We start from the raw sequence: 24916 nt of genomic DNA, 5'->3' as shown, positions 1-24916 counted from the left end.
GTACGCAATGACCCAATCTGAGAAGAACCCGAGCGAGGAAGCGCTCGTCAAGCGGCGTGCCCGCCTGCTCGGCGCGAAATCGCAATTGTTCTACGACGAGCCCGTGCACCTGGTGCGCGGCGAAGGCGTCTGGCTCTACGATGCCGACGGCCGCAAGTATCTCGATGCCTACAACAACGTCGCCCATGTCGGCCATTGCCACCCGCATGTGGTCGAGGCCTTGTGCCGTCAGGCAAGCCTGCTCAACACCCACACACGCTATCTGCACACCGCAATTCTCGACTATGTCGAGCGGCTGACGGCGACCTTCGATGCAAGCCTCGCCACCGCAATCCTGACCTGTACCGGCAGCGAGGCCAACGACATAGCGCTGCGCATGGCGCAGGCCGCCTCCGGCAATATGGGCATCATCGCCACCGACGCCACCTATCATGGCAACACGGCGGCGGTTTCGCAGCTCAGCACGCGCATGCCTCCGATCCGCGGCCGCGCCCCCCATGTCAGGCTGGTGCCGGCCCCCGACAGCTATCGCCATCCCGATGCGATGGCCAATGGCAAGGCCTTCGGCGACGCCGTGCGTCAAGCGATCGCTTCGCTGGCACAGGACGGCATTGGCCTGTCTGGCATCATCTTGTGTCCGCTGCTCGCCAATGAAGGTTTCCCGGCTCTGCCCACCGGATTTTTCGACGACGCCTTGGGGGCCGTGCGCGAAGCCGGTGGTCTGGTCATCGCCGACGAAGTGCAGCCCGGCTTCGGCCGCACCGGCAGCCATTTCTGGGGCCATCAGCGCGCCGGCTTCGTCCCCGACATCGTCACCATGGGCAAGCCGATGGGCAATGGCCATCCGATCGCGGCCGTGGTCACCACCAAGGAGATACTGGCGACCTTCCGCGACGCTTTCCGCTACTTCAACACCTTCGGCGGCAACCCGGTCTCCTGCGCGGTCGCCAATGCCGTCCTCGACGTCATCGAACAGGAAAACCTTGTCGCCAACGCGCAAGACGTCGGCGCTTATGCGCTTGGCCTGCTGCGCCCGCTGGCCGATCGGCATGAGTGCATCGGCGAGGTCAGGGGCGCCGGACTGTTCTTCGGCGCCGAGCTGGTCCACGACCGCGACACGCGCGAACCGGCGCCCGACATTGCCGAGCAGGTCGCCAATCGCATGCGCCATCGCGGCGTGCTGATGGGCAAGACCGGCATCCACGGCAATGTGCTCAAGATCCGCCCGCCCATGCCGTTCTCGCGCGACAATGCCGACTTCCTGATCGGCCTGCTGGACGAGGTGCTGGGCGAAGTCGGGGGAGTGCCGGCGTGAATTCTGTTTCCACCCAATGCGAGCCCGAAACGGCAGCCGATGTCACGGAGCTCGCCAGGCGTGCGCTCGAACATTGGGGCGTCCGCAACTCTGAGCCGGAACTTCTGAAGCACCGCGAGAACGCCGTCTTCCGCGTGCGGCTGCCGGATGGCCAGCCGGCAGCCATGCGCATCCACCGGCTCGGCTACCACACGGACGCCGCGCTGCGTTCGGAACTGCAATGGATGGGCTTCCTGCAATCCGCCGGCGTCGCCACGCCGTCTTGCGTCGCAACACAGGCCGGCGATCCGTTCGTGCTTGTCAGAACGGCCACCTCGGCGCAGCCCCGGCAGGCCGATTGCCTGAGCTGGCTGGAGGGCCGCGCCGTGGGCGCACGCGGCGTGCCACTGGCCTACACGGCCGACCAGTCGATCCAGATCTTCACGGCGATCGGGCGGACCATCGCCCATATGCACAATGTCACTGCCTCGTGGACGCCGCCCGCGGGCTTCGTCCGCCATGCCTGGGACTTCGACGGCTTCTTCGGTGCGAACCCGGTCTGGGGCCGGTTCGAGACCTCGCCCTTTCTCGATGGTCCTCGCCGCGCGCTGGTCTTGCAGGCGCGCGACAAGGCAGTGAAGGCGCTGTCGGAACATGAGCGCAGCGCGCGCAATTTCGGCATCATCCACGCCGATCTGGTGCGTGAAAATGTGCTCATCCATGACAGCGCGGTGCGCATCATCGATTTCGACGATTGCGGCCATGGCTGGCACATGTACGACCTTGCCGTCGCCCTCTATCAGAACCGCGAGGAGGCGATCTACCCGCTGATCGAAACCGCTTTGCTTGACGGCTACCAGCAAGAGCGTGCGCTGATCCCGCAGGACATCGCCGCATTGCCTCTATTCGCCGCGTTGCGTGCCTTCGCCTTTCTTGGCTGGGTGCAAAGCCGCGTCGAAGGCGACATCACCAGGGATGTCGGCTTGCGGATGTCGACCATCGCAGCCGATGTGGTGATTGACTACCTGCGCGGCGAACAGCCCAACTGACGAGCCGATGAGAGCCATCAGCTCTTGGCGAAATGGATGCTGACCGTTCCCGAGCTGCCGAAGTCGGCGACGATCGTATCGCCGGGCCGCGCCTCGACCGGGCGCACGAACGATCCGGACAGCACCACCTCGCCGGCCGCGATGGACATGCCGTAGCGGGCGAGCCTGTCCGCCAGCCAGGCAATGCCCATCGCGGGATGGTTGAGCACGCCGGCGCCAAGCCCGGTCTCCTCGACCTCCGCATTGCGCGAGACGATGGCGCCGATCCAGCGCATATCGGCTTCATCGGGTCGTTGCGGCCGGCCGCCGATGACAATGCCGGCATTGGCGGCGTTGTCGGAAATCGTATCGAAGAAAGTGCGCGCCTTCTTTGTCTCGGCATTGACGCGTTCGATGCGCGTGTCGAGGATTTCGAGCGCCGGCGTGATATAATCGGTGGCGTTGAGCACGTCGAAGATGGTCACGCCTGGGCCCCTCAGCGGCGCCTTCATGACGAAGGCTATCTCGGCCTCGACGCGCGGCTGGATGAAGCGGCCGACGGGTATCGTCGCGCCGTCGTTGAAGAACATGTCGTCGAACAGCACGCCCGAATCCGGCGTGTCGATGGCGAGCGCATATTGCATCGCCTTCGATGTCAGGCCGATCTTCCAGCCCTTCGGGGTCAGCCCGGCATCGGTCTTGCGTTTCACCAGCGCTGCCTGGACGCGATAGGCATCCTCCATCGTCGCGTCGGGAAAATCGAGGCTGAGCAGACGGATCTGGCGGCGCGAACGCTCGGCTTCGAACAGCCTTGCCGCGGCATCTTCAACTTGCTCGGGGGTCACGATGCTGCCTCGTCGACGACGCCGTTGCGGAGCACGCCGATGCCGTCGGCTTCGACTTCGATCACGTCGCCCGGCTTCAGCCAGATCGGCGGGTCGAAGCGGGCGCCGGCGCCGGTCGGCGTACCGGTGACGATGATATCGCCTGGCACCAGCGTGGTGAAGGTGGAGACATAGGCGATGATCTTGCGGAACGAGAAGATCATCCGGCTGGTGCGGTCCTGCTGGCGCAATTCGCCATTGACGCGGGTGGTCAGCGCGATGTCGGCAATCTGCGCCTCGTCGGTGAACGGCACCAGCCACGGACCGAGCGAGCCGGTGCGGTCGAAATTCTTGCCCTGCGTGACGTTGAACTTGGCGTGCCGTACCCAATCGCGAATGGTGCCTTCGTTGCACAGGGATAGTGCCGCGATATGGTCAAGCGCATCCCTCTCGGCGATGCGTCGTCCACCCTTGCCGATGACGATGACGATCTCGCCCTCATAGTCGAGCTGCGGCGATTCCGGCGGCCGCACCAGCGGCGCGTCGTGGCCGACGAAGGAGCGGGGGAAGCGGATGAACAGCGACGGGTTCGAAGGCGCGGCCTGGCCGTCCTTGTACTCTTCGTTGCGGTCCGGGTAGTTGACGCCGACGCAGATGATCTTTTCCGGCGACGGCAGAGGGATTTCATAAGCGACGGCGCCGACTGGAAAATCGACGGCGTAGGCTTCGGCCTCTTCCGCCAGCCGCCGTAGCACGCCGGCCTCGATCACTTCGCGCAGCGTCGGCCACTGGCTGTGCCGCGCCGACAGGTCGACGACGCCCTTATCTGTGACCACGCCATAGCGCGTCTTGCCGCCGACGGTGAAGGTGGCGAGCCGCCCAGGTGCAGTCATCCCGGTCTCCGTCAGGTTCGCGTCTGTGGTCACGGTGCGATGATCGGCGACGCCGTCAAATCCGGTTGGCGTGCGGCCGCGCCGGCAAAGGTGCTGCCCTCCTCGAACCAGCTTCTCGGCGCCGGCGCGCCCCATAGCGTCTGGCGCTGCGGGTCCTTGAGGTCCCATTTGATCGGCTCCAGATCCGGATCGACCGTCTGGTAGTCCGAGCAGTAGATCTCGATGCGGTGATTGTCCGGGTCGCGGACATAAAGGAAGAAGGCGTTGGAAATGCCATGCCGGCCTGGGCCGCGCTCGATGTTTGCGAGGTAACCGGTCGTCGCCATCAGATCGAGCAGGTCGATGATGTTGAGCGGTGTCGGCACCCAGAAGGCGACGTGATGCAGGCGCGGACCCACACCGTTGGTGAAGGCGATGTCGTGGACACCGCCCTTGCGGTGCGTCCAGGCCGCCCACAGCTTTCCGCTACTGGCATCCTCGGTGTATTCGGTGACGCGGAAGCCAAGCTCGTTGTAGAAGGCGACGGACTCGTCGACATTGGGCGAGAAGCAGTTGAAGTGGTCGATGCGCAGCGGCTTCACGCCCTTGTAGAGCGCATATTTCTGATGAATCGGCGGCAGCCTTTCCATTTGGGCAAAGAACTCGAGCGGAATGCCGTGCGGGTCGCGGGTGCGGAAGGTGCGCGACTGGTACGGTCGCTCGACCCACTCGACCGGCAGGCCTTTTGCCTTGAAGAAATGCTCGGCCTTGTCGAGATCCTCATCCGAAAAAACCTTGAAGCCGAGATCGCGGGCTTCGGCGCTGCCGGCCTTCTTCAGCACGATGCAGTGGTGTCCGCGCTCTTCCAGGGCCCTTAGATAGATGGCGTCCGATGTCTCGTCGGTAACCTGCAGGCCAAGCGTGTCGACATAGAAGGCGCGGGATTTCGCAAGGTCGGTGACCGCCAGTTCGACATGGCTGAGGCGCACGATGTTGAAGGCGGGATAGAGGTTTGGTTTGGGCAGTGGCATGCGATGTCCTCCGGTCAGCCGCCGAGCTTCTGGATCGTGTGCGCTGAAGTGGCGAAGGCGATGTTCTTCGTCTCCATGTAGAAATCGAAGGAATGGTCGCCGCCGTCGCGGCCGATGCCGGAATTCTTGACGCCGCCGAACGGCGTCGGCAAATGCCGCACATTCTCCGAATTGACCCAGATCATGCCGGCGTCCAGCGCATCGGTGAAGCGGAAGGCGCGGGTAACATCCGACGTCCAGAGATAGCCGGTCAGGCCGTATTGGGTGTCGTTGGCCAGCGCCAGCGCTTCGGCCTCGTCCTTGAAGGAAATGGCGGTCAGCACCGGCCCGAAAATCTCTTCCTGGGCAATGCGCATCCTGTTGGTGGCGCCGGTAAACAGCGTCGGGCTGACATAGCAGCCACCGCCCGGACCGGCGAACTTGCCGCCGCCGGCGGCTACCACCGCGCCTTCCGATTTGCCGATCTCGATATAGGAAAGCACCTTTTCCTCGTGCACCGGATGGATCAGCGGACCAACCACCGTTTTGGGATCGAGCGGATGGCCAACCTTGATGCGCTTTGCCTTCTCCGCAACCAGATCCGTGAATGTGTCGTAGACCGAGGCTTCGACCAGAAGCCGCGACGATGAGGTGCAGCGTTCGCCGTTGAGCGAGTAGATCATGAACACGGCCGCATCCGCCGCACGTTCGAGATCGGCGTCGGCGAAGACGATCACCGGGTTCTTCCCGCCCAGTTCGAAATGCACGCGCTTCAGCGTATCGGCGCCTTGTTTCATGATCATCGAGCCGGTGCGGCTCTCACCGACAAAACCGATCGCCTTGATGTCAGGGTGCTCGGTCAGCGCCTTGCCGGCGTGCTCGCCGAGGCCGTTGACCAGGTTCCACACGCCTTTCGGCAGGCCGGCCTCCTCCGCGATCTCGACCAGCAGGCGAGCGGTCAGCGGCGAAAATTCGGCCGGCTTGTGGACGACGGTGCAGCCTGCCGCCAGCGCCGGCGCGATCTTCCATGTCGACAGCATGAACGGCGTGTTCCACGGCGTGATGATGCCGACCGGGCCGATCGGCACGCGCGTGGTGATGTTGACCTGGCCTGTCGTGCGCAGCGTCTCGCCGTCGCGCGCTTCCGGCGCGCGGTCGGCGAAGAAGCGGAAATTCTCGGCGCCGCGCAGCGCGGCCTTGGCCATGAATTTCAGCGCCTGGCCGGTGTCCATGCACTCGACGAAGGCGATCTCCTCGGCGCGCGCTTCGATCGCATCGGCTATCTTGTGCAGCAGCTTCTTGCGCCCGTCGCCCGGCATGGCGGCCCAGGCCGGGAACGCCGCCTTTGCCGCCTTGGCGGCGCGGTCGATATCGGCGGCACTGCCACGCGCGACCTTGGCCAGCGGCTTGAGATCGACCGGCGACATGCTCTCGAAGGTCGAGCCATCCACCGCCGGCACCGCTTCGCCGCCGATCTGGTTCAGCACGCCGTCGCGCTTGAAACGGGCCAGATAGGCCTCGGCCTTTTTCAGATTGCCTTCGAGGTCGGACATATCAGCTTCCGTCACTTGCCGCGCAGCCGCGGGTGGATTGCATTTTTCTTCCAGCTCAGGACCGGATCGATTTCCCTGATCTCCAGGGAAAGAGCGAAATGCGGGGTCTCGAACAGGGGGGCGAGGTATTCGCTCACGGCGGAGAAGACCGCCTCCCCGGTTCGTTTCTTGTCCTGGGCGCTGCGCCCGGTTCCAATGCGAAACGACATGTCGAGGAAAGCGTTTTCCGGCAGGCTGTCGGCGACGGCATAGGCTTCCGCGCGGAAGGCCCGCACCCGCACCGCGCCGGTTTCAAACAGCCCGGTGCCGAGCACGGTGCGCAACACCAGCGCGCACAATTCGCTCATGTCGACCTTGGCATCGAGGTTGGCCGAATACTCGATGGAAAAGTGAGGCACCGCGTCTCGTTCCCCGGATTGTTCCACTGTTGTAGTTAACGCGTTAATTACATGCAGCATCACTGAAGTCAAGCCTTGCATCCAAGTTGAGGCGACGATACGGGATGGAAAGGTCAGGTTTTGGCGTGCGGTCCCGCCGACCGCCCGCATCATTGGGGACGCTGCTTCTTGCTGCCTGAAAACACCCGTCGTTCTCTGCCGATGGCGCTGCTCCATGCCCGCGAAGTGGTGATGGCGCGGTTTCGCCCTATGCTGGCGGCGCATGACGTGACCGAACAGCAATGGCGTGTGCTGCGCGTTCTGAGCGAGGCCGGCCCTGTCGAGGCGACGGAACTTGCCGATCGCGCTTCGGTGCTGCCGCCCAGCCTGACACGCATCATCAAGACGCTCGAGGGCCGAAAATTCATCACCCGCAACAAGGCGGAAGGCGATGGCCGCCGTGTCGTGCTGACGATCGCCCCGGCGGGCTCCGCCCTTATCGATGCCTTGTCGCCGGAACGCCTCGTCATCTACCGCGACATCGAACAGCGCTTCGGACATGAGAGGCTCGAGCAATTGCTCGATCTGCTGGAGAGCCTGATCGCCGGCGAGAACTGACTGCTCCCGCTCAGCCGCCAAAACTGCCAAGCCGCGTCGGCTGCGTGTAATTGCGGTCGACATAAAGCAGCGCCGAGCCGCCGCTGCCGTGTCTGACGTCGATAACGCGGCCGATCATGACATTATGCGTGCCGACGATGTGCACATCCTCGATCTCGCAATCGAAATTGACGATCGCATCGGACAGCGCCGGCGTCCCCGAGGTCAGCGTTTGCCAGCGCGCCGCCGAATAGCGTGCCTCCATGTCCCTGGTCGCGCCGGCGAACTTGCCGGCCAGGTGCATATGGTCATGCGTCAGCACGTTGACGCAGAAGCGCCGGTTGGCGAGAAACATGGCGGCCTGCGTCGAGCGGCCGTTCATGCACACCAGCAGCGTCGGCGGTTCGTCCGACACACTGCACATGGCGGTGGCGGTGAAGCCGCCGCGCCCGGCCGGGCCATCTGTCGTGACGATGTTGACCGGCGCGCAGACCCTTGCCATGGCGTCGCGGAAATCGGCCTTCGAAATCTGCGTGGCCATCTGACATCACCCGGCCGTAGAAGCGAGCGGATTGAGCCAGGTATCTCCCGTCCAGCCGTTCTCGTCATAGTCGGCCATGCAGGTGTCGACCAGTTCTTCCATGGCCTTCAGCCGGCCGCCGCGTTCGGCGCCCTTCAGCACCTGCAGCCGCACCTCTTCCGGCGCACCGGCATAGTTGAGTTCGTAGAGCGCGTGGCGGCCGCCGAACTCGGTGCCGGTCGCGTCCCACAACAGTTTCATGATCTTGATGCGCTCGACATGGCCCATGTCGTTGGAACCGCGCACATATTGCGCGAGGTATTTATCGATCTCGGGATTGTTGAAGTCGCGCACCGATGACGGCAGGTAGATCAAGCCGGAGGCGATCACCCGGCGCACCGTGTCGATGACGCGCGGGTAGGCTTCCGACATGAAAGTCCGGTAGGCAAGGGCTGCTTCCAGGTTGGGCAGGACAGCGCCATTCGCCCAGGGGATCGGATTATAAGCCATGGCGTTGGAAAAGCTCCAGAACATGTGCCTGAGCGCGATGACCTCGCCCAGCGCCGCCTGGTTGCCTCGGAAGGCATCTCCGCCGGTGGCGCGCAGCGCCTTGGCCAGCAGGCCGGCGAGGAAGTCGAGCTTGACGGCAAAGCGTGTGCAGCCCTGGAAGCAATAGCCATGCATGAAGCCCGAAGCCGGATGGAAGGACAGGATTTTCTGCGCGTCGCGCAGCACCAGCACGTCCTCCCAGGGGATGAAGACATTGTCGAGCACCAGGATGGCATCGTTCTCGTCGAAGCGCGACGACAACGGATAGTCGAACGGAGCCGCCGCCGTGTTGGCCGTCTGCTCATAGGAGACGCGGCAGAACATCTTTACCCCCGGCGCATTCATCGGCACGATGAACATGACCGACAGCGACGGATCTTCGGTGACCGTCGCCGAACTCTGCGCCAGGAAATTGTAGTGGGTCAGCGCCGAGGACGTCGCCACCACCTTGGCGCCGGAGACATAGATGCCCGCGTCGGTCTCCTTGGTGATGTGGACGAAGACATCCTTCACCTGTTCGGCCGGCTTGTGGCGATCGATCGGCGGGTTGACGATGGCGTGGTTCATGAACAGCACGGCTTCCTGCGCACGCTTGTGCCAGGCGAGCGCATTGTCCTTGAACGGGCCGTACCAGTCGGCATTGGCGCCGAGCGTGTTCATCAGTGCCGCCTTGTAATCGGGCGTGCGGCCCATCCAGCCATAGGACATGCGTGACCACTCGGCGATCGCGGTCTGCTGGGCCGCGAGTTCGCCGGAGGATTTGGCGACGCGGAAATATTTGTGGGTGTAGCCGCCCGATCCGGTATCGGTCGGCGAGGTCAGCGTGCCCTGCCGCTTGGGATCGTGCAGCGCATCATAGAGGCGCGCCAGCGACCGCGCCGAATTGCGCATCGCCGGATGGGTGGTGACATCGGCAATGCGCTCGCCGTTGATGTAGACCTCGCGGCCGTCGCGCAGGCTCCCCATATACTCGGCCCCGGTGAACGGGCGCCCATTGTCGGCACGAAAGTCTTCCGATCGCATGATGTTCCTCCACTTATGGCATCAACTCTAGCGCTCCTGGCAAGGATCGGTTAGGACGTAACGGCAAAACCGATTGGACTTTTTCCGGCGCTATGAGCCTCAATTCCATTCCTGATTTCTTTGTCTATGGCGAGCCGGTGCGGCCGCTCGATGTCGGCTTCCTGCATGTCGAGACGGTGCTTGCGCGCGGCAATATTCATCTCGGCCAGGTTGCCGCGCACAAGCATCCGCAAATGGGCCAGATCACCTACTGGACCAGCGGCTCCGGCACCTACCGCATCGAAGACCAATCCTGGGACTTTTCGGCGCCGGCCGTCAGCTTCGTTCCGAGCACTATCGTGCACGGCTTCTCGATCGGGCCCGGCACCGACGCCATCGTCGTCTCGGTCGCCGACGATGCGCTTGGGGCAATAGCCGCTCACGGCCTGCTGCCATTGGACCGGCCGGTCTTTGCCGATGGCCATCCTCAGCATGTCGCGTGGAAAAGGCTGGCGGCGGTGCTGGAGATGATCGCCGCCGAATATGCCGAGGCGCAGGCGGGCAGTGACAAGACCCTGCCGGCGCTGATCGCCGTCGCGCTCTCGCACATCGCGCGCCTTGGTCCCGAGGTGAAGGATGCCACCGGTTCTTCCGATGCTGCATTGGCGCGCGGCTTGCGCTGTCTGGTCGATGCGCATTTCCGCGACAACTGGCCCGTCGACCGCTACGTCGAGGCGCTGGCCACGACACCGCATCTTCTCGACAAGGCCGCCCATACGGTGCTTGGCAGCGGCGTCAAGCGACTCATCGGCGAGCGACGGTTGGTGGAGGCCAAGCGCTTGCTGCTGTTCACCGTGCGCACCGTCGAGGACATCGCCTACGAAATCGGCTTCGAAGATCCGGCCTATTTCTCACGCTTCTTCCGGGAGCGGGTTGGCCAGGCTCCCGCCGCCTGGCGCCGCGCGCAGCTGGGGCAGAGTTGAAGCTTCGGCGCCGGCCAGGATCAGGCGTTTGGGCCGACACGCCGGCCAGGCACGGCGCCGCCGAGTTGATCCACTTGTTGATAGGTGTTGCCGCGCAGCATCACCCCGCGCACGGCGCGGCGCATCGAGATGATGTCGCCGCGAAACTTGCTGGTGTTTTTTCGTCGCTTCCAAACGGTTCGTTATTTGAACCACCATTTTATGTGCTATGAGCGGACTGCAAGGTGGATTGGCTTTCGTCCCATGCGAAGTATCTTGAGGATGCACGATGAGCACAGTCGGCAAAGCGATATCGCTGTTGGAGCAGTTCACGCTCGGCGAACCGGAGATCGGCCTGTCCGAGCTCGCCCGCAAAACCGGCCTCGACAAGGCGACGGCGCGGCGCCTGCTGATGGCGCTGGCGGACCACCGCTTGATCGAACAGGAGCCGGCAAGCCGCCGCTACCGGCTCGGCGCCGGCCTGTCGCGGCTGGCCCGCTTTCGCGACGCGCATTTTCCCTTCGTGCGCGTGGCAGCACCTGTGGTTCGCGAGCTGGCGCTGGAAACCGGCGAGACGGTGCATCTGTCGGAATTCAGCGCCGGCGCACTGCTGACCGTCCACGTCGAACTCTCGGCAAAGGCCAACCGGGTCAATGTCGATGTCGGCCAGGTGCTGCCCTTGCACGGCACCGCCTCCGGCATCGCCTTTCTCGCCGCTTCGCCTCGGGAAGCGGCCGAGGCCTATGTCGACAAGCCGTTGCCGACCTTCACGCCACACACGGTGACGCAGCCCGACAGGCTGATGAAGGCGATCCGGCTTGCCGCCAAGCGCGGCTATTCCTCGAGCTCCCAAGGCTATGAAGAAGGCGTGCACAGCATAGCCGCGGCAATCCTCGGCTCCGATGGGCGTCCTCTCGGTGCGCTCGCGGTGGCCTCGCCTGTGTCACGCGCCGATGACAGCATGGCGGCCAGCCAGGGCGAAGCGGTGATCCAGGCGGCGCGGCTGATTTCAGCGCGCCTGGCCGGCGAAGCCTGACATCTCTACCGTCGCAGGGGAGATGATTAGCGGGTTAAGTTCCCAGCGGCGCACCGGCCTTGCCGCGAGACCGGAACGCTTCGTCTGGGACAGGCGGCTGGAGCGCAGCAAGGAAGAATTGTTGTCGCCCGCCCGCGGGTCGCCCACGATCTCGGAAATCGCCTTTGCCTGCGGGTTCAATTCGAGTGCGCATTTTTCGCGCGCGTTCGAGAGCCGGTACGATGTGGCCCGCGGGAGTTGCGCCAGAGGCTGAGGGCGGTGGTGCATTAAGGGGTGGGCCGTTTGCCGGATCTCGGAGAGCGCCGTAGCTCGCCGAAAGCCGGCATCCGGCAGCAAGTTCTACATATTGGCAGCGGTTGGCCGCACGATCACTTCGTTGACGTCGACGCCATCGGGTTGATCAAGCGCAAAACGGATCGCCCGTGCAATGGCGTCCGGTGTGAGCGACTTCTGCCGCCATTCTTTCAGAGCCGTGGCGACCTGAGGATCGCTGATATCGTCGCCCAGTTCGGTTGCGGTCACTCCGGGGGAGATGATCGTGGCGCGGATGTCGTCATGCTCCTGCCGCAGCCCCTCCGTGATTGCCCAGACGGCATATTTCGTGCCGCAATAGACCGCCGCGGTGGGCAGCACGATATGCGCACCGACCGAGGCGACATTGACGATATGCCCATTCTTCTGGGCGACGAAGCGCGGCAGCACCGCGGCGATCCCATTCAGCACGCCGCCGATGTTGACATTGATCATGCGAGACCACTCATCGCGCTTCAGCGCGGCAAGCGGCGACAGCGGCATGACGCCGGCATTGTTGACCAGCACATCGATCTGCCCGAATTCGGCATGAGCGGCATCGGCAAAGGCGTCGAAATTCGCCGCGTCAGTCACGTCGAGTTCGCGCCACGCGACGCCTTTGCCTATTTCTGCGGCCAGCGCCTTGAGCCGCTCGGTGCGGCGGGCCCCGATGAACAGTCTGGCGCCGGCACCGGCAAGTTCCCGAACCGTCGCTTCGCCGATGCCGCTGGAGGCGCCGGTGATGAGTACAACCTTGTCTTTAAGTCCCGTCATGATCGTTCCTTTTTCGCTGCGGTGACGGGGAGATAGATGGCGCGAACCGGCAAAGGCCGGTAGCGTGATCGTCCAAAGAGTTTGCACGATCCTCCAAATGAACTCGAAATGCCTTGCAACATTTCGCGCCATGAAGATTTATGCGGCATGGAGAAAATCAATGAACTCGCCGAGCTGATCACCCGCTTTGCGCCGAAATCTGGCATGGCCGGCACTGCGGTGCCGCGGCTGTCGCTCATTCGCGCCAACCAGCCCAGTGCACCCGTGCCTGCGGTCTACGAGGCGTCGCTTTGCATAATCGCCCAAGGATCGAAGCGCGTCTCGCTGGCCGACCAGAGCGTGGTCTATGACGCATCGAGCTACCTGCTCGTCTCGGTCGACCTGCCGCTGGTCGGGCATGTGTTGGAGGCGAGCCCGGCGGCGCCCTACCTCTGTTGCAAGATAGATTTTGATTCCACCGCGCTGGCCGAACTGCTTGTGAAAGAAGGACGTGCATCCCCCAGCAGGGATCTGCCGGTGTTAGCTGCCTATCCAAGTGACCCCGACCTGATTGATGCCGCCTGTCGGCTTGTCAGGCTGCTCGATCGCCCCGAGAGCGTCACCGTGCTGGCGCCGCTGATCGAACGCGAAATCCTTTACCGGCTCCTCACCGGACCGCACGGTGACACGCTTCGCCAGATGGCGTCGGTGGACAGCCACCTGAACCAGGTCAGCCGCGCCATCGCCACGATCCGCAATCATTTCCAGGCACAACTGCGCATCGAAGAGATTGCGGCGGCATCAGGCATGAGCGCGTCGTCCCTTCATGCCCATTTCAAGGCGATTACGCGCATGACCCCGCTCGAATACCAGAAGCAGCTGCGCCTGCAGGAGGCGCGAAGGATTATGCTTGCCGGCGGCGCAAACGCAGGCACGGCCGGGTTCGCGGTGGGCTATGACAGCCCTTCGCAGTTCAGCCGAGAATATCGTCGCCTGTTCGGTGCGCCGCCCCGGAAAGATATTGACCGCCTTCAGGCAACACCCAGTTCGGCTGCGGCTTATTGAGTTTTCCGAGCGGCATGCGCCAGCCATGGCTGGTCAGGAGCCAGCCGCCTCCAGGTGGCGAAGCGTCCGATCATGCTCGGTAGAACTCCCGGTACCATTCGACAAAGCGCGGAACCCCTATTTCGATCGGGATTTTGGGCTTGAAGCCGGTCGCCTCCTCGAGCGAGCTGACATTGGCGAAAGTTGCCGGAACGTCGCCTGGCTGAAGTGGCCTGAGGTTGCGGTTTGCCTTGCGTCCCAGCGCGTCTTCGAGCACCTCGATCAATCGGTTCAGTTGAACGGGCGAATTGCCGCCGATGTTGTGAATCCTGAACGGGGCGTTGCTGGTCGCTGGGTCTGGCGCGACACTTTTCCACTCAGGATTGGGTGTCGCGGGTTGCTGCATGACGCGGATAATACCTTCGACAATGTCGTCGATATAGGTGAAATCCCGCTGCATGTTGCCATAGTTGAAGACCTCGATCGGCTCGCCGGCGAGGATAGCCTTGGCGAAGATGAACAGCGCCATGTCCGGCCGCCCCCACGGACCATAGACGGTGAAAAAACGCAGCCCGGTGGTCGGCAGTCCAAACAGATGGCTGTATGTGTGCGCCATCAGCTCGTTCGCCTTCTTGCTTGCGGCGTAAAGGCTGAGCGGATGGTCCGCCGGATCGTGCACGGAAAACGGCATGCGGGTGCTGCCGCCATAAATCGAACTCGACGATGCATAGACCAGATGGCCGACGGACGCCTGCCGGCATCCTTCCAGGATGTTGACAAAGCCGCTGAGGTTGCTTTCCACATAGGCGTGCGGATTGCTGATCGAATAGCGTACGCCGGCTTGCGCCGCGAGATTGACGACAACCTCCGGCGCGGCCGAAAGGAAGAGCTCCGAAATACGGTCCCGCTCCGTGAGATCGGCATGCTCGAAACAAAAATTCGAAAACGCTTTCAGCCGCTCGAGACGAGCCTGCTTCAGGCTGACGTCATAATACTCGTTCATGGAGTCGAGGCCGATAACCTGGCCTCCTTCGGCAAGCAGCCTCAGGCAAAGATGAAACCCTATGAACCCGGCTGCGCCGGTGATCAGTATCGGCCTGCTTGATGTCACTGCATATCCTAGCGTTAATTTCAGGCGAGCTTTACAAGCTCCAGTATTTTATGTTGTCGGGAACTTCATTGGGCTTGATGGCCGACTTGACATCGAACAGTGTCCCCCCCGGCCTGATCATTTGAAAAAGACGCGCTCTTTCGTTGGTGAGATATTGCCTGTGAGGCACCGCCAGAACAAGCGCCTGCAAATCGTTTATCTCATCGAGCGGCAGGATTGTTTCGCCGTGATCACGCCGAGCGGTTTCGACATCGGCAAGGGGATCATGGACTTTGGGGACAATTCCGAACTGCCTTAGTTCCTTGACCATGTCGAAAACGCGGCTGTTGCGCAAATCCGGCACGTCCTCCTTGAATGTCAGCCCGAGAATGCCGACAGAAGCCCCTTTGACGGGCGTGTCAGAACCAATCAGCCGTTTGACAACCTGCTGGGCGACGAAGGCCCCCATGCCGTCATTGATGCGACGTCCGGCGAGGATGATCTGCGGATGGTAACCTTCGGCCTCGGCCTTGGCGGTCAAATAATATGGATCGACGCTGATGCAGTGGCCGCCGACGAACCCCGGTTTGAAGGGAAGGAAGTTCCATTTCGTCGACGCAGCATCAAGAACATCCTGCGTCCGGATATCGAGCCGCTCGAAGATCATTGCCAGTTCGTTCATCAGCGCGATGTTCAGATCGCGCTGGGTGTTCTCGATAACCTTCGCTGCCTCGGCCACCTTGATCGACGGGGCGCGGTAGACGCCGGCATCGATGATACGGCCATAAACGTTCGCGACGCGCTCCAGCGTCTCGTTATTCTCGCCGGAGACGACTTTGACGATCTTTTGCAGCGAGTGTTCCCGATCGCCGGGGTTGGCGCGTTCGGGCGAATAGCCGAGGGCAAAGTCGCGGGGATGTCGCAGGCCGGAAACCTGCTCGATGATCGGCCCACAGAAATCTTCGGTCACACCTGGATAGACTGTCGACTCAAAAACGACGACGGCGCCTTTGCTCACCGCCTCGCCGACGAGTTCGGACGCCAGTTTCAAAGAAGCTAGATCGGGAGCGCGATTTGCGTCGATAGGGGTTGGCACGGCGACGATGAAGAAAGTAGCGCCTTTCAACATCTCCCGGTCGGTGGTCAGCCCTATCGAGGTCTCCTTGAGCGCCGTTGCGTCAACTTCCCCCGTACGATCGACGCCGCCACGCAATTCCCCGATCCGACGCTCGCTGATGTCAAAAGCTATGGTGCCGGGGAAAACCTTCCCAAAGGCAATGGCTACCGGCAGGCCGACATAACCCAGGCCGATAACTGCAATGCGTTCGGACATCCGTGGGGTTCCTCGAGCCACCTGTTGAGCCGACGTGCTTGTATGGCAGGCTGTTGGCCAATTCAACGATGCTCTATCGCGAAGAGGAATGTCTCACGAAAAATGGTCGTTGCCATTTTCATGTTGCCATCCGCCGATGCCATCGATGTTGTGGATAAAATCCAGCAGGACCGGGTTTCGAGCCACTCTCTGCTGCGGATTGGGGTGAACCGTCAGGTTCTGCCGGCCATCTACGCAGCGGCGGCCCTGACGACAGGGCTGATATTCTCTGCTGCCAATCCATAGGCCACTATCGGCCTCAATCGTGCCTTCTGATCAAACCAAATGCCGGGATCGGAATTCGCATCGGCACCGAGCGGATCTGCGAAATTTCAGTTTGGTCCTTGTGCATTGGCTGCGGACACGTCGTATCCTGCGTGTGGCGACCGATATCTGGTCGATCAGCATTTGCCTGGGAGCAGAAATTGGCCAGACTCTATGACAGCCGCAGACGCATTCTCGTTACCGGGGGCGCAGGGTTTATCGGCTCGCATCTTATTGACCGCCTGTTGGAACGAGGCGACGAAATCTTGTGTGTCGACAACCTTTTCACCGGATCAAAGCGCAATATCGACCATTTGGCCAAGCATCCCCGCTTCGAATTCATGCGCCATGACGTGACCTTTCCGCTCTACGTCGAAGTCGATGAGATTTACAACCTGGCGTGTCCGGCCTCGCCTGTTCACTACCAGTACGACCCGGTTCAGACGATCAAGACCGCCGTGCACGGCGCCATCAATGTTCTTGGATTGGCAAAGCGGCTGAAATGCAAAGTCTTTCAGGCCTCCACCAGTGAGGTCTATGGTGACGCGTCTGTGCATCCGCAGCCCGAGAGTTACTGGGGCAATGTAAACCCGATCGGGCCGCGCTCATGCTACGATGAAGGCAAACGCTGCGCCGAAACGCTGTTCTTCGACTATCACCGACAACATGGCTTGTGGGTCAAGGTCGCGCGGATTTTCAATACGTTCGGGCCGCGCATGCACCCGGCAGACGGCAGGGTTGTCTCAAATTTCATCGTGCAGGCGCTTCGTGGTGAACCGATAACCATTTTCGGCGACGGCTCACAGACAAGGTCGTTTTGCTACGTCGACGACCTGGTGAGCGGCATGCTGCGCCTCATGGATACGGGGCCGGAGGTGACCGGTCCAGTAAACATCGGCAATCCAAGGGAAGTAACGATCAGGCGCTTGGCCGAACTGACGACGCAGATGACCGGATCAGGTTCGGATATAATTTACCGCGATCTTCCGCAAGACGATCCGCGGCACCGCCAGCCCGATATCACCCTTGCCAAAAGGCTTGTCGGCTGGGAGCCGACGGTGACTTTAGAAGCCGGGCTGCAACAGACGATCGACTATTTCAAAGCCCTGCTGCCGAAGGTTTCCACAAACTCGCCTTGACCCGGCACCGCAGTGCAACCGTCAAGTCTGACCGATCACCGTCGTGGTAGCGACGCCTTTTGCAGTCGACTCCGGTAGGCTTGAAGTTTTTCGAATTCTAATTATTTTAAGCTTGAAATTATTTTGAAGATCCATGGCGCTTCATCCGTCCGAGCCGGGACACCGGCATTTGGCGGAGAGCAGAAGGAGGAGGAAGATTTGCCGTTGTTCCGGAATAAAACTCCATGAACACAGCACGATTTTCCGAGAGTGTCACAGGCAAGATCGTCGATGGCGTTCTCATCGTCACGATCGAAAATCCGCCGGTCAACGCGCTGTCCCTCCATGTCAGGGCCGGACTGATGGCTGCGCTTGGGCGTGCGGCGTCGGATGAAGTGTCTGCCGTGGTGCTGACCGCCATTGGGCGCACCTTCATCGGTGGCGCCGATATCAAGGAATTCGGCAAGCCCGCTATCGGGCCCACACTGCCTGACGTGATCGAAGCGATGGAGAGCTTCGCCAAACCGATCGTCGCGGCAGTAGGCGGCGCGGCGCTCGGCGGCGGCTGCGAGATTGCGCTGGCCTGCCACTACCGGGTGGCCAGCAAGGCGGCCAGCTTCGGCCTGCCCGAGGTCAAGCTCGGGTTAGTGCCCGGGGCCGGCGGAACCCAACGCCTGCCCCGCCTCATCGGCACGGTCGCCGCAATTGACCTGATCGGCACGGGTCGGCCCGCAAATGCCGACGAAGCTCTCGCTCTCGGTCTGATCGATACCATTGCGGACGATCTTCCCGAAGGCGCGCTCGATGTCGCCCGCCGTCTCGTTGGCCAACCGCTGCGGCGCACGGGTGCGCTTTCCGTCCCGCGCTCGCAACCTGAGGCCGACGCGGCAGCCGCAAGAAAGGTGCTTTCCCGCAGCCGTGGACAGATCGCGCCTGCAGAGGCCGTGAGACTGGTCCGGGCCGCGTCCACGGCCAGACTTGAGGACGGTCTTGTGCACGAACGCGCGACCTTCCTGCGCCTCCGGGATTCTCGCGAGGCGGCAGCGTTGCGCCACGTCTTCTTTGCCGAGAGGCAAGCCAGCAAAGTCGACAGGCTGGAGGGTATCACGCCTCGCAAGGTCGAGACCGTCGGTATCGTCGGAACCGGCCTGATGGGTGCAGGCATCGCGGTCTCGGCCTTGAATGCCGGCTATCGCGTAATCGGCATCGAGCAGAACGACGACGCCGCGGCAAAAGGATACGAGCGGATCGCCGGCCTTCTCGACAAGTCGGTCCAATCCGGCCGACTCACCGATCATGCCCGCAGGGAGGCGCTGAGCCGGTTTGAAGCGGCCAGTGACGCCGGCAGGCTGGTGCAGGCCGATCTGGTCATCGAGGCAGTGTTCGACGATCTCGCGGTAAAAACCGAACTCTTCCGGAAGCTTGATCGTATCGTCCGCCCCGACGCCATACTGGCGACCAACACCAGCTACCTCAACCCCGACGAGATCGCCTCGGCAACCGCCCGGCCCGAACGGATCGCCGGCCTGCATTTTTTCTCCCCGGCCAACGTCATGCGGCTCACCGAAGTGGTGGATTGCGCGGCGACGGCGCCCGATGTGCTCGCCTCGGCTATCGCGTTCGTCAGGAAACTCGGCAAGCTGCCTGTCGTGTGCGGCGTTACCGAGGGTTTCATCGGCAACCGCCTCTATTCGGCCTACCGCCGCGAGGCGGAGTTCATGGTGGAGGATGGCGCAGCACCGGAAGAGGTGGATGCCGCGCTGGAGGCCTGGGGCTTCCCGATGGGGATCTTCGCGGTCAACGACATGGCTGGGCTGGAGATAGCCTGGGCGCGGCGCAAGCGACAGGCGGCGATGCGCGATCCGCAAGCACGTTATGTCGAGATCGCCGACCGGCTGTGCGAGGCCGGCCGCTTCGGCCGCAAGACCGGGCGCGGCTGGTACGATTATTCCGACGGCGAGCGCAGGAGCGACCCGCAAGTGGCGGCGCTGATCGAGGCCGTTCGGGCGGCCAAGGACATCGTGCCGCGCCGCTTTTCGCCCGATGAGATCGTCACGCGCTTGCTGGCGGCAATGGCCGACGAGGGCAAGGCATTACTCGCCGAAGGCATCGCGGCGCGTGCCTCCGACATCGATCTGGTGATGATCAACGGCTATGGCTTCCCGGCCCACAAGGGCGGGCCGATGTTCCGCGCCGGAGAGGTTTAAGGACCAGCTACGACAGCCTTGCGATGACGGCGCGCAGTGCCTCGCCGAAACGCCTGACCTCGTCGACCGTGTTGTAATGGACCAGCGAGGCGCGGATGGCGCCGCTGTCCATCGACAGGTTGAGACGCTTCATCAGCCGGGGCGCATACATATGGCCGTCGCGGATGCCGATCTGCATGTCAGCCATTTCCTCGACGATCCGCTGCGGCGACAGCTTGCCGATGTTGAAGCAGAATGTCGGCACGCGTTCGTTGATGCGGGCTTCCTCGGCGACGCCGTAGATCGTGGCATTGCATCCCTTGAGCACGGCGAGCATCTCACGCGCCAGGAGCACTTCGTAATCGCGGATGGCGCCCATGCCGGCAACGATGTTGTCGCGCCGCGAGCGGTTGTTGGAGGGCGCCAGATTGCGGCCGATCAGTTCCAGGTACTGCACTGCGGCATCCATGCCCGAGACGTTCTCGTAGATGAAGGTGCCTGCCTCGACCTTGTAAGGCGGCTCGTCGGGGATGAAATCCTCGCGGAAGGTCGGCAGCCGCTTCAGCGTTTCGAAGCGGCCCCACAGAAAGCCCATATGCGGCGAGAAATTCTTGTAGCCGGAGCAGACGAGATAATCACAGTCCCAGGCCTGCACGTCGATCAGCCCGTGCGGTCCGTAATGCACGCAGTCAAGGAACACTTCGGCGCCGGCCGCATGCGCGATCGCGGCCACCGAAGCGACTTCGACGATCGAGCCGATCGAATGCGCGGTCACCGTGCAGGCGACGAGACGGGTGCGATCGGAAACCAGCGGCTTGAGGTCGTCGACATGCAGGTTGCCGTCCTCGCGCATGCGCCACCATTTGAACTTGGCTCCGGCGGGCTCCAGCGCCAGCCACGTGGCGATGTTGGCGTCGTGGTCCATATCGGTGATGACGATCTCGTCGCGCTCTGTGTCCTTGGCCAGCATCTGGCCGATGCCGAGGCTGACCAGGCGAATGAACGAGGTGGCGTTCATGCCGAAGCAGATTTCCGACGGACTGTAGGCGTTGATCAGCAAGGCCACGCTCGTCCGAGCATCCGCAACCGATTGGTCGACCGTGACCGAGCGCCCATAGCGACCACCACGCTGCACATTGTGCGAGACCAGGTGATTGGTCACCGCGTCGAGCACGCTCTGCGGGATCTGCGCGCCGGCGGCGTTGTCCATGAAGATGAAATCACCGGCGCGCTGCAAGGCCGGAAACATGGCGCGGATGGTGTCGACCGGAAAGCCGCCGGCGGCTTGGGAATTGCTCAACTGTATCTCCTGCGAATGGCTTGGGAAGCGGGACGGTTGATGAGGTCAGCGCGTCTTCTCGGTCTTGAAGCGGTCTTCGAGCAGGCTGACGAGGCGGACCATCGGCCAGAGGAAGATGAGATAGACCAAAGCGGCGCCGATCAGCGGCGAGGGATTGGCATAGAGCGACTGCGCGTTGGTCGCTTCCTTCAACAGTTCAGGCAGCGCAACGGTGGAAGCGAGCGACGTGTCCTTGAACATCGAGACGCAATTGCTGGTCATCGGCGGGATGACGACGCGGATCGCCTGCGGCAGCACCACCTTGCGCAAGGTCAAAAGGAAAGGCAGGCCGAGCGCCTGTGCTGCCTCGAATTGGCCTTTCGGAATGCTCTCAATGCCGGAGCGGAACACTTCTGCTGAATAGGCCGACATGATGATGGCGAACGCCGTCACGGCGGAGGCCCAGGACGACAGACGGATGCCGAGGAAGGGCAGCGCATAATAGATCAGGATCAGCACCACCAGCACCGGCAGGGCGCGGAAGATGTCGGTGTAGCCGACCGCCAGCCAGCGCAGCGGCTTCGGCGCATAGAGCCGCAACAGGCTGATCCCCAGGCCGATGGGAATGCCGATGCCGATACTCAAAATGCCGAGCAGCAGCGTGTTCAGGAAGCCACGCAACAGCGCCGGCAGGCTGGACATTATCACGTCAGGATTGAAGAAGGTGTCGATCAGCGACATGGGAGCGTTCCCGAACCCCAGAGCAAAGGATGCTCAAGTTAAAACCAATCGACCTTGCCTCCGATGAGGCTATCCGTGTGGCAGCAGGCGCCGGAGCGTGAAATGAATCGTGCCGGCCTGGGAGCCGGCACGATTTAAGTGCATTGCCGGTCAGGCCTTGGGCAGCGGCATTTCCTTGACCGTCGAGGAATCGGCTGGCGCGTCGCTGCCGAACCACTTCTTGTGGATCGCGGCCAGCGTTCCGTCCTTCTTCATCGCGGTCAGCGCGTCGTTCAGCTTGCCGAGCAGCGGATGGTCCTTGCTCATCATCAGGCCGTACTGTTCGCCGGTCTTGATGCGCTGCTTGACCTTCAGGTCCTTCATCTTGGTGAAGGAGTATTCCATGCCCGGAATATCGCTGACGGCGGCGTCCACGCGGCCCGCGCTGAGGTCGAGCAGAAGATTCTGCTGCGTGTCATAGCCCTTCACGTCGCTGTAGCCGTCAGCCTCCTGATGCGCCTTGACCCAGGTCTCGCCGGTCGAGCCTGAAAGCACGCCGACGATCTTGCCCTTGAGGTCGGCCTCGGTGTTAACAGCGCTATCGGTCTTCGTCGCAATGCCCATGTCGGAGTCATAATAGGGCTGGGTGAAGGACAGCGTTTTCAGTCGCTCCGGCGTGATGGTGATGGAGGAGATCGCGACATCGATGCGGTTGGAACTGACAGCCGCGAACAGCGCCTGGAAGCCGAGGTCGGCAATGTCGGTGGTCATGCCGGCACGCTTGGCCGCTTCGTTGACGATGTCGACTTCAAAGCCCTCGAACGTGCCGCTCTCGTTCTTGTATTCGAAGGGCGGATTGGTCGGGTAGGCGCCGACATTGAGCACATCGGCGGCAAAGGCGGTGGCCGGGCCGGCAGCGATGCCGATCGTGGCGGCGAGAAGAAGCAGGTTGCGACGAGTGAAGCTCATTTTGTGTTCCCTCTGGTTGTGATCGGGCGGGTTTGCTCCCGCACGGTTTGTTGCCGTCCCACCTCCCAGCGGGGCGTCAATTTATGGCGGCGACCATGCGCTCGAGCGCGGTCGCTATCTGGTCGCGTTCACGGCACACGCACATCCGCAGGAAGGCCGCTGCCGAATTTCCAAAGAGGTGGCCGGGAGCCAGCCCGACGCGCGCCGTCTCCAGTATCCTGGCGCAGGCCTGCCGGGCGTCGCTTTCGCCGTCCATGGCAAAGAAGGCATACATGCCTCCGCGCGGTTTCGTCGGCAGGATGATGCCGGGAATCTGGGCCAGCCTGTCATAGGCAAGGTCGAGGCCGGTTTTGATCCGCTGCCTGATCTCCTCGACCAGCGGCTCGCCTTGGCGGATGGCGGCGACAGCGCCTGCCTGGATAGGCGCGGCGGTGCCGCTGTTGATGTACTGCGTCATGGCGCCAAGCTGGTCGGCCACCCCCGACGGATGCGTCAGCCAGCCGATGCGCCAGCCGGTCATCGCCCACGCCTTCGAAAAACTGTTGACCGACAGCACCCGGTCGCCATCCTCGGCGATCTGCAGGATGGAAGGAGCAACATTGCCGTCGAAATAGAGCCGGCCATAGACCTCGTCGGAGATGATCCAGATGCCGGTGCGCCGGCTGAAGTCGAGCAGCGCCTGCATCTCCTCGCGCGACGCGGTCCAGCCGGTCGGGTTGGACGGCGTCGACAGGAAGATCGCGCGTGTGCGCGCATCGCAAGTGGCGAACAGCCGGTCGAGATCGAGATGCCAGTCGCCCTTGAAGTCGAGCGAAAACGGCCTTGGCTCGCCGCCGATCAGATGGATGGCGTTGTGGATGTTGGGCCATTGCGGCGCGACATAGACGACGTTGCTGCCGGTATCGACCAGCAGTTCCAGCGCCAGGTACAGCGCCTGCATGCCGCCGGGCGTGACCGTGGTGCGCGCAATCGGGATCGTCCGGCCGTGAATGCGCGTTTGGTATTCCGACAGCGCCTCGTTCAGTAGGGGGTGCCCACGCATGTTAGGGAAGTAGAACGTCTGGCCTTCATCGAAGGCGGCCTTCGCCGCGTCGCGGATGAAAGCGGGCGTCACCATGTCGCCTTCGCCGTACCAGAGCGCGATCACGTCGCCCAGTTCTCGGGCGCGCACGGCAAGGTTGGCAATGTTTTCGGTGTGCAGGTCACGGATCTGGGCACGTACGCCGTCGAAAGCATAACGCGCGCTGGACGATGACTGGGGCAGTATGAACGACAAGGACTGAAACCCCTCCCACCCGGAGCACCGCGACGGACTGCCCGGCAAGCCCCACCGGCACGACAGTCGCCATCGAGTTTGGATGCTATCCAATGTGCTGCGCTTTTCAAGGAAAAAGTTTTAAGCTTAAAAAGTTTTTGCCCGATCCCGCCCGTCTACCGCAGCTCGGCGCGCGCAGCGGTGCAGTTGGCCGCAGCGCCGGCGCCAAGAAACATCGTATCGCTGGCCAGCACGAAGAAGCTCGCGCCGATAGCGGCCCACTGGCTGATCGTCTGTGGGCTGGCGCAAAATATACCCGATGTCCTGCCATGCGCGACGGTCGCGCGGATGATCCTTGTGATCGCCTCATTGAGCTTGTCCACGCCTTTCGGCCCGATCGCATCGATCGACACGGAGAGATCGCCGGGGCCGACGAAGACCACATCGATGCCGTCTATGGCCGCGATCGCCTCGATGTTGGCCAGCCCCTCCGATGTCTCGACCTGGACCGCGACGACCACCCTATCATTGGCCGCGGCCAGATATTCGGGAATGCGATAGCCATAGCCGGCCGCGCGGCCAGGCCCGACGCCGCGCTCGCCCAGCGGCGGATAGCGCGAGGCTTTCACCGCCGCCTCGGCCTGAGCAGCGGTCGAGACGCGCGGCACGAGCACGCCTTGTGCGCCGCTGTCGAGCGCCGCCTGGATAGCTTCCGGCGCATGACCGGGAACACGCACCATGGCCGGCACGCGATGCACGTCGGCCGCGCGCACCATGGTTTCGATCGTGTCGCGCGCGATCTGGGCATGTTCCCAGTCGATGCAGACGAAGTCGAGGCCGGTGAGCGCCATCACTTCGACGGCGACGGGATGGGGAATAGCGGCGAAGGAGCCGACGAGATTGGTCTTGCCGATGCACTTCTGACGGAACGCGCTCATATCCATCCCCTTT

25 protein-coding genes are annotated in these 24916 nt (G+C 62.7%); 10 read left to right on the top strand and 15 right to left on the bottom strand.

Going from position 1 to position 24916, the window contains the following annotated elements:
• Positions 1 to 7 precede the first annotated feature (7 nt).
• Positions 8 to 1315, top strand: coding sequence for an aminotransferase class III-fold pyridoxal phosphate-dependent enzyme (locus tag NKJ58_RS24585; protein WP_023686940.1), 1308 nt, complete (start codon positions 8 to 10; stop codon positions 1313 to 1315).
• Entirely contained in the window at positions 1312 to 2343 is a 1032-nt protein-coding gene (locus NKJ58_RS24580) for a phosphotransferase enzyme family protein (protein ID WP_352519550.1), read from the top strand. The genes NKJ58_RS24585 and NKJ58_RS24580 overlap by 4 nt, the downstream gene beginning before the upstream one ends.
• 17 nt (positions 2344 to 2360) lie before the next feature.
• Here the strand turns inward: NKJ58_RS24580 and hpaH are convergent, their stop codons facing one another.
• From hpaH to NKJ58_RS24555, 5 genes are read right to left on the bottom strand one after another with little or no spacing between them, the layout of a single operon-like run.
• Positions 2361 to 3170, bottom strand: a complete 810-nt coding sequence (gene hpaH, locus NKJ58_RS24575) for a 2-oxo-hept-4-ene-1,7-dioate hydratase (RefSeq protein WP_023710038.1) — start codon at positions 3168 to 3170, stop codon at positions 2361 to 2363.
• Complete coding sequence (locus tag NKJ58_RS24570; RefSeq protein ID WP_352519549.1) at positions 3164 to 4039, bottom strand: fumarylacetoacetate hydrolase family protein; 876 nt, start codon at positions 4037 to 4039, stop codon at positions 3164 to 3166. The genes hpaH and NKJ58_RS24570 overlap by 7 nt, the downstream gene beginning before the upstream one ends.
• Positions 4040 to 4068: 29 nt before the next feature.
• Positions 4069 to 5049: a 3,4-dihydroxyphenylacetate 2,3-dioxygenase gene (gene hpaD / locus NKJ58_RS24565; RefSeq protein WP_352519548.1), complete on the bottom strand. Its 981-nt coding sequence runs from the start codon at positions 5047 to 5049 to the stop codon at positions 4069 to 4071.
• Between the two features lie 14 nt (positions 5050 to 5063).
• Positions 5064 to 6581: a 5-carboxymethyl-2-hydroxymuconate semialdehyde dehydrogenase gene (gene hpaE / locus NKJ58_RS24560; RefSeq protein ID WP_023692269.1), complete on the bottom strand. Its 1518-nt coding sequence runs from the start codon at positions 6579 to 6581 to the stop codon at positions 5064 to 5066.
• Between the two features lie 11 nt (positions 6582 to 6592).
• Positions 6593 to 6979: a 5-carboxymethyl-2-hydroxymuconate Delta-isomerase gene (locus NKJ58_RS24555; protein WP_352519559.1), complete on the bottom strand. Its 387-nt coding sequence runs from the start codon at positions 6977 to 6979 to the stop codon at positions 6593 to 6595.
• A gap of 201 nt (positions 6980 to 7180) precedes the next feature.
• On the opposite strand from NKJ58_RS24555, the gene hpaR reads away from it, so the two are divergent.
• Positions 7181 to 7576, top strand: coding sequence for a homoprotocatechuate degradation operon regulator HpaR (hpaR, locus tag NKJ58_RS24550; protein WP_023695202.1), 396 nt, complete (start codon positions 7181 to 7183; stop codon positions 7574 to 7576).
• A gap of 10 nt (positions 7577 to 7586) precedes the next feature.
• On the opposite strand, the gene NKJ58_RS24545 is transcribed toward hpaR, so the two are convergent.
• Both NKJ58_RS24545 and NKJ58_RS24540 read right to left on the bottom strand, forming a co-directional pair.
• Positions 7587 to 8096: a flavin reductase gene (locus NKJ58_RS24545; protein WP_023667825.1), complete on the bottom strand. Its 510-nt coding sequence runs from the start codon at positions 8094 to 8096 to the stop codon at positions 7587 to 7589.
• 6 nt (positions 8097 to 8102) lie between these two features.
• The gene (locus NKJ58_RS24540) at positions 8103 to 9647 is read right to left on the bottom strand and encodes a 4-hydroxyphenylacetate 3-hydroxylase N-terminal domain-containing protein (protein ID WP_352519547.1); all 1545 of its coding nucleotides are present in this window, start codon (positions 9645 to 9647) and stop codon (positions 8103 to 8105) included.
• Between the two features lie 92 nt (positions 9648 to 9739).
• On the opposite strand from NKJ58_RS24540, the gene NKJ58_RS24535 reads away from it, so the two are divergent.
• From NKJ58_RS24535 to NKJ58_RS24525, 3 genes are all read left to right on the top strand, one after another.
• Entirely contained in the window at positions 9740 to 10609 is an 870-nt protein-coding gene (locus NKJ58_RS24535) for a helix-turn-helix domain-containing protein (RefSeq protein WP_352511452.1), read from the top strand.
• Positions 10610 to 10877: 268 nt separating this feature from the next.
• On the top strand, positions 10878 to 11624 hold the full coding sequence (locus NKJ58_RS24530) for an IclR family transcriptional regulator (protein ID WP_023695200.1): 747 nt from the start codon (positions 10878 to 10880) through the stop codon (positions 11622 to 11624).
• A 22-nt stretch (positions 11625 to 11646) separates the two neighbouring features.
• Positions 11647 to 11877 carry a helix-turn-helix domain-containing protein gene (locus NKJ58_RS24525; protein WP_352511450.1) on the top strand — a complete coding sequence of 77 codons (231 nt, stop codon included), beginning with the start codon at positions 11647 to 11649 and terminating at the stop codon, positions 11875 to 11877.
• A gap of 86 nt (positions 11878 to 11963) precedes the next feature.
• On the opposite strand, the gene NKJ58_RS24520 is transcribed toward NKJ58_RS24525, so the two are convergent.
• Entirely contained in the window at positions 11964 to 12689 is a 726-nt protein-coding gene (locus NKJ58_RS24520) for an SDR family oxidoreductase (RefSeq protein WP_023682721.1), read from the bottom strand.
• Between the two features lie 147 nt (positions 12690 to 12836).
• On the opposite strand from NKJ58_RS24520, the gene NKJ58_RS24515 reads away from it, so the two are divergent.
• Positions 12837 to 13733: an AraC family transcriptional regulator gene (locus NKJ58_RS24515; protein ID WP_023667819.1), complete on the top strand. Its 897-nt coding sequence runs from the start codon at positions 12837 to 12839 to the stop codon at positions 13731 to 13733.
• A 70-nt stretch (positions 13734 to 13803) separates the two neighbouring features.
• Here the strand turns inward: NKJ58_RS24515 and NKJ58_RS24510 are convergent, their stop codons facing one another.
• Positions 13804 to 14823, bottom strand: coding sequence for an NAD-dependent epimerase (locus NKJ58_RS24510; RefSeq protein WP_023667818.1), 1020 nt, complete (start codon positions 14821 to 14823; stop codon positions 13804 to 13806).
• A gap of 31 nt (positions 14824 to 14854) precedes the next feature.
• Positions 14855 to 16135: a nucleotide sugar dehydrogenase gene (locus NKJ58_RS24505; RefSeq protein WP_023686926.1), complete on the bottom strand. Its 1281-nt coding sequence runs from the start codon at positions 16133 to 16135 to the stop codon at positions 14855 to 14857.
• A gap of 102 nt (positions 16136 to 16237) precedes the next feature.
• On the opposite strand from NKJ58_RS24505, the gene NKJ58_RS24500 reads away from it, so the two are divergent.
• From NKJ58_RS24500 to NKJ58_RS24490, 3 genes are all read left to right on the top strand, one after another.
• The gene (locus tag NKJ58_RS24500) at positions 16238 to 16420 is read left to right on the top strand and encodes a hypothetical protein (protein ID WP_023667816.1); all 183 of its coding nucleotides are present in this window, start codon (positions 16238 to 16240) and stop codon (positions 16418 to 16420) included.
• A 179-nt stretch (positions 16421 to 16599) separates the two neighbouring features.
• Positions 16600 to 17577 (top strand): UDP-glucuronic acid decarboxylase family protein, encoded by a 978-nt coding sequence (locus NKJ58_RS24495; protein ID WP_023667815.1) that lies wholly within the window; start codon positions 16600 to 16602, stop codon positions 17575 to 17577.
• 224 nt (positions 17578 to 17801) lie between these two features.
• Complete coding sequence (locus NKJ58_RS24490; RefSeq protein ID WP_023699851.1) at positions 17802 to 19763, top strand: 3-hydroxyacyl-CoA dehydrogenase NAD-binding domain-containing protein; 1962 nt, start codon at positions 17802 to 17804, stop codon at positions 19761 to 19763.
• A 7-nt stretch (positions 19764 to 19770) separates the two neighbouring features.
• On the opposite strand, the gene NKJ58_RS24485 is transcribed toward NKJ58_RS24490, so the two are convergent.
• The 5 genes from NKJ58_RS24485 to NKJ58_RS24465 form a co-directional block, all read right to left on the bottom strand.
• Complete coding sequence (locus NKJ58_RS24485; RefSeq protein ID WP_023740559.1) at positions 19771 to 21042, bottom strand: cysteine desulfurase-like protein; 1272 nt, start codon at positions 21040 to 21042, stop codon at positions 19771 to 19773.
• A gap of 45 nt (positions 21043 to 21087) precedes the next feature.
• Complete coding sequence (locus tag NKJ58_RS24480) at positions 21088 to 21762, bottom strand: amino acid ABC transporter permease (protein ID WP_023667812.1); 675 nt, start codon at positions 21760 to 21762, stop codon at positions 21088 to 21090.
• Between the two features lie 150 nt (positions 21763 to 21912).
• Positions 21913 to 22710: an ABC transporter substrate-binding protein gene (locus tag NKJ58_RS24475; protein ID WP_023682726.1), complete on the bottom strand. Its 798-nt coding sequence runs from the start codon at positions 22708 to 22710 to the stop codon at positions 21913 to 21915.
• A 76-nt stretch (positions 22711 to 22786) separates the two neighbouring features.
• Complete coding sequence (locus NKJ58_RS24470; protein WP_023751786.1) at positions 22787 to 23986, bottom strand: pyridoxal phosphate-dependent aminotransferase; 1200 nt, start codon at positions 23984 to 23986, stop codon at positions 22787 to 22789.
• A gap of 155 nt (positions 23987 to 24141) precedes the next feature.
• Positions 24142 to 24903: an HpcH/HpaI aldolase family protein gene (locus NKJ58_RS24465; RefSeq protein ID WP_023686922.1), complete on the bottom strand. Its 762-nt coding sequence runs from the start codon at positions 24901 to 24903 to the stop codon at positions 24142 to 24144.
• Between the last annotated feature and the right edge of the window lie 13 nt (positions 24904 to 24916).

The sequence above is a fragment of the Mesorhizobium sp. M0139 genome, from assembly GCF_040322455.1.
Lineage (GTDB): Bacteria > Pseudomonadota > Alphaproteobacteria > Rhizobiales > Rhizobiaceae > Mesorhizobium.
Note: the sequence above shows the minus strand (reverse complement) of the source record. Positions and strands in the feature narration are given on the sequence as shown.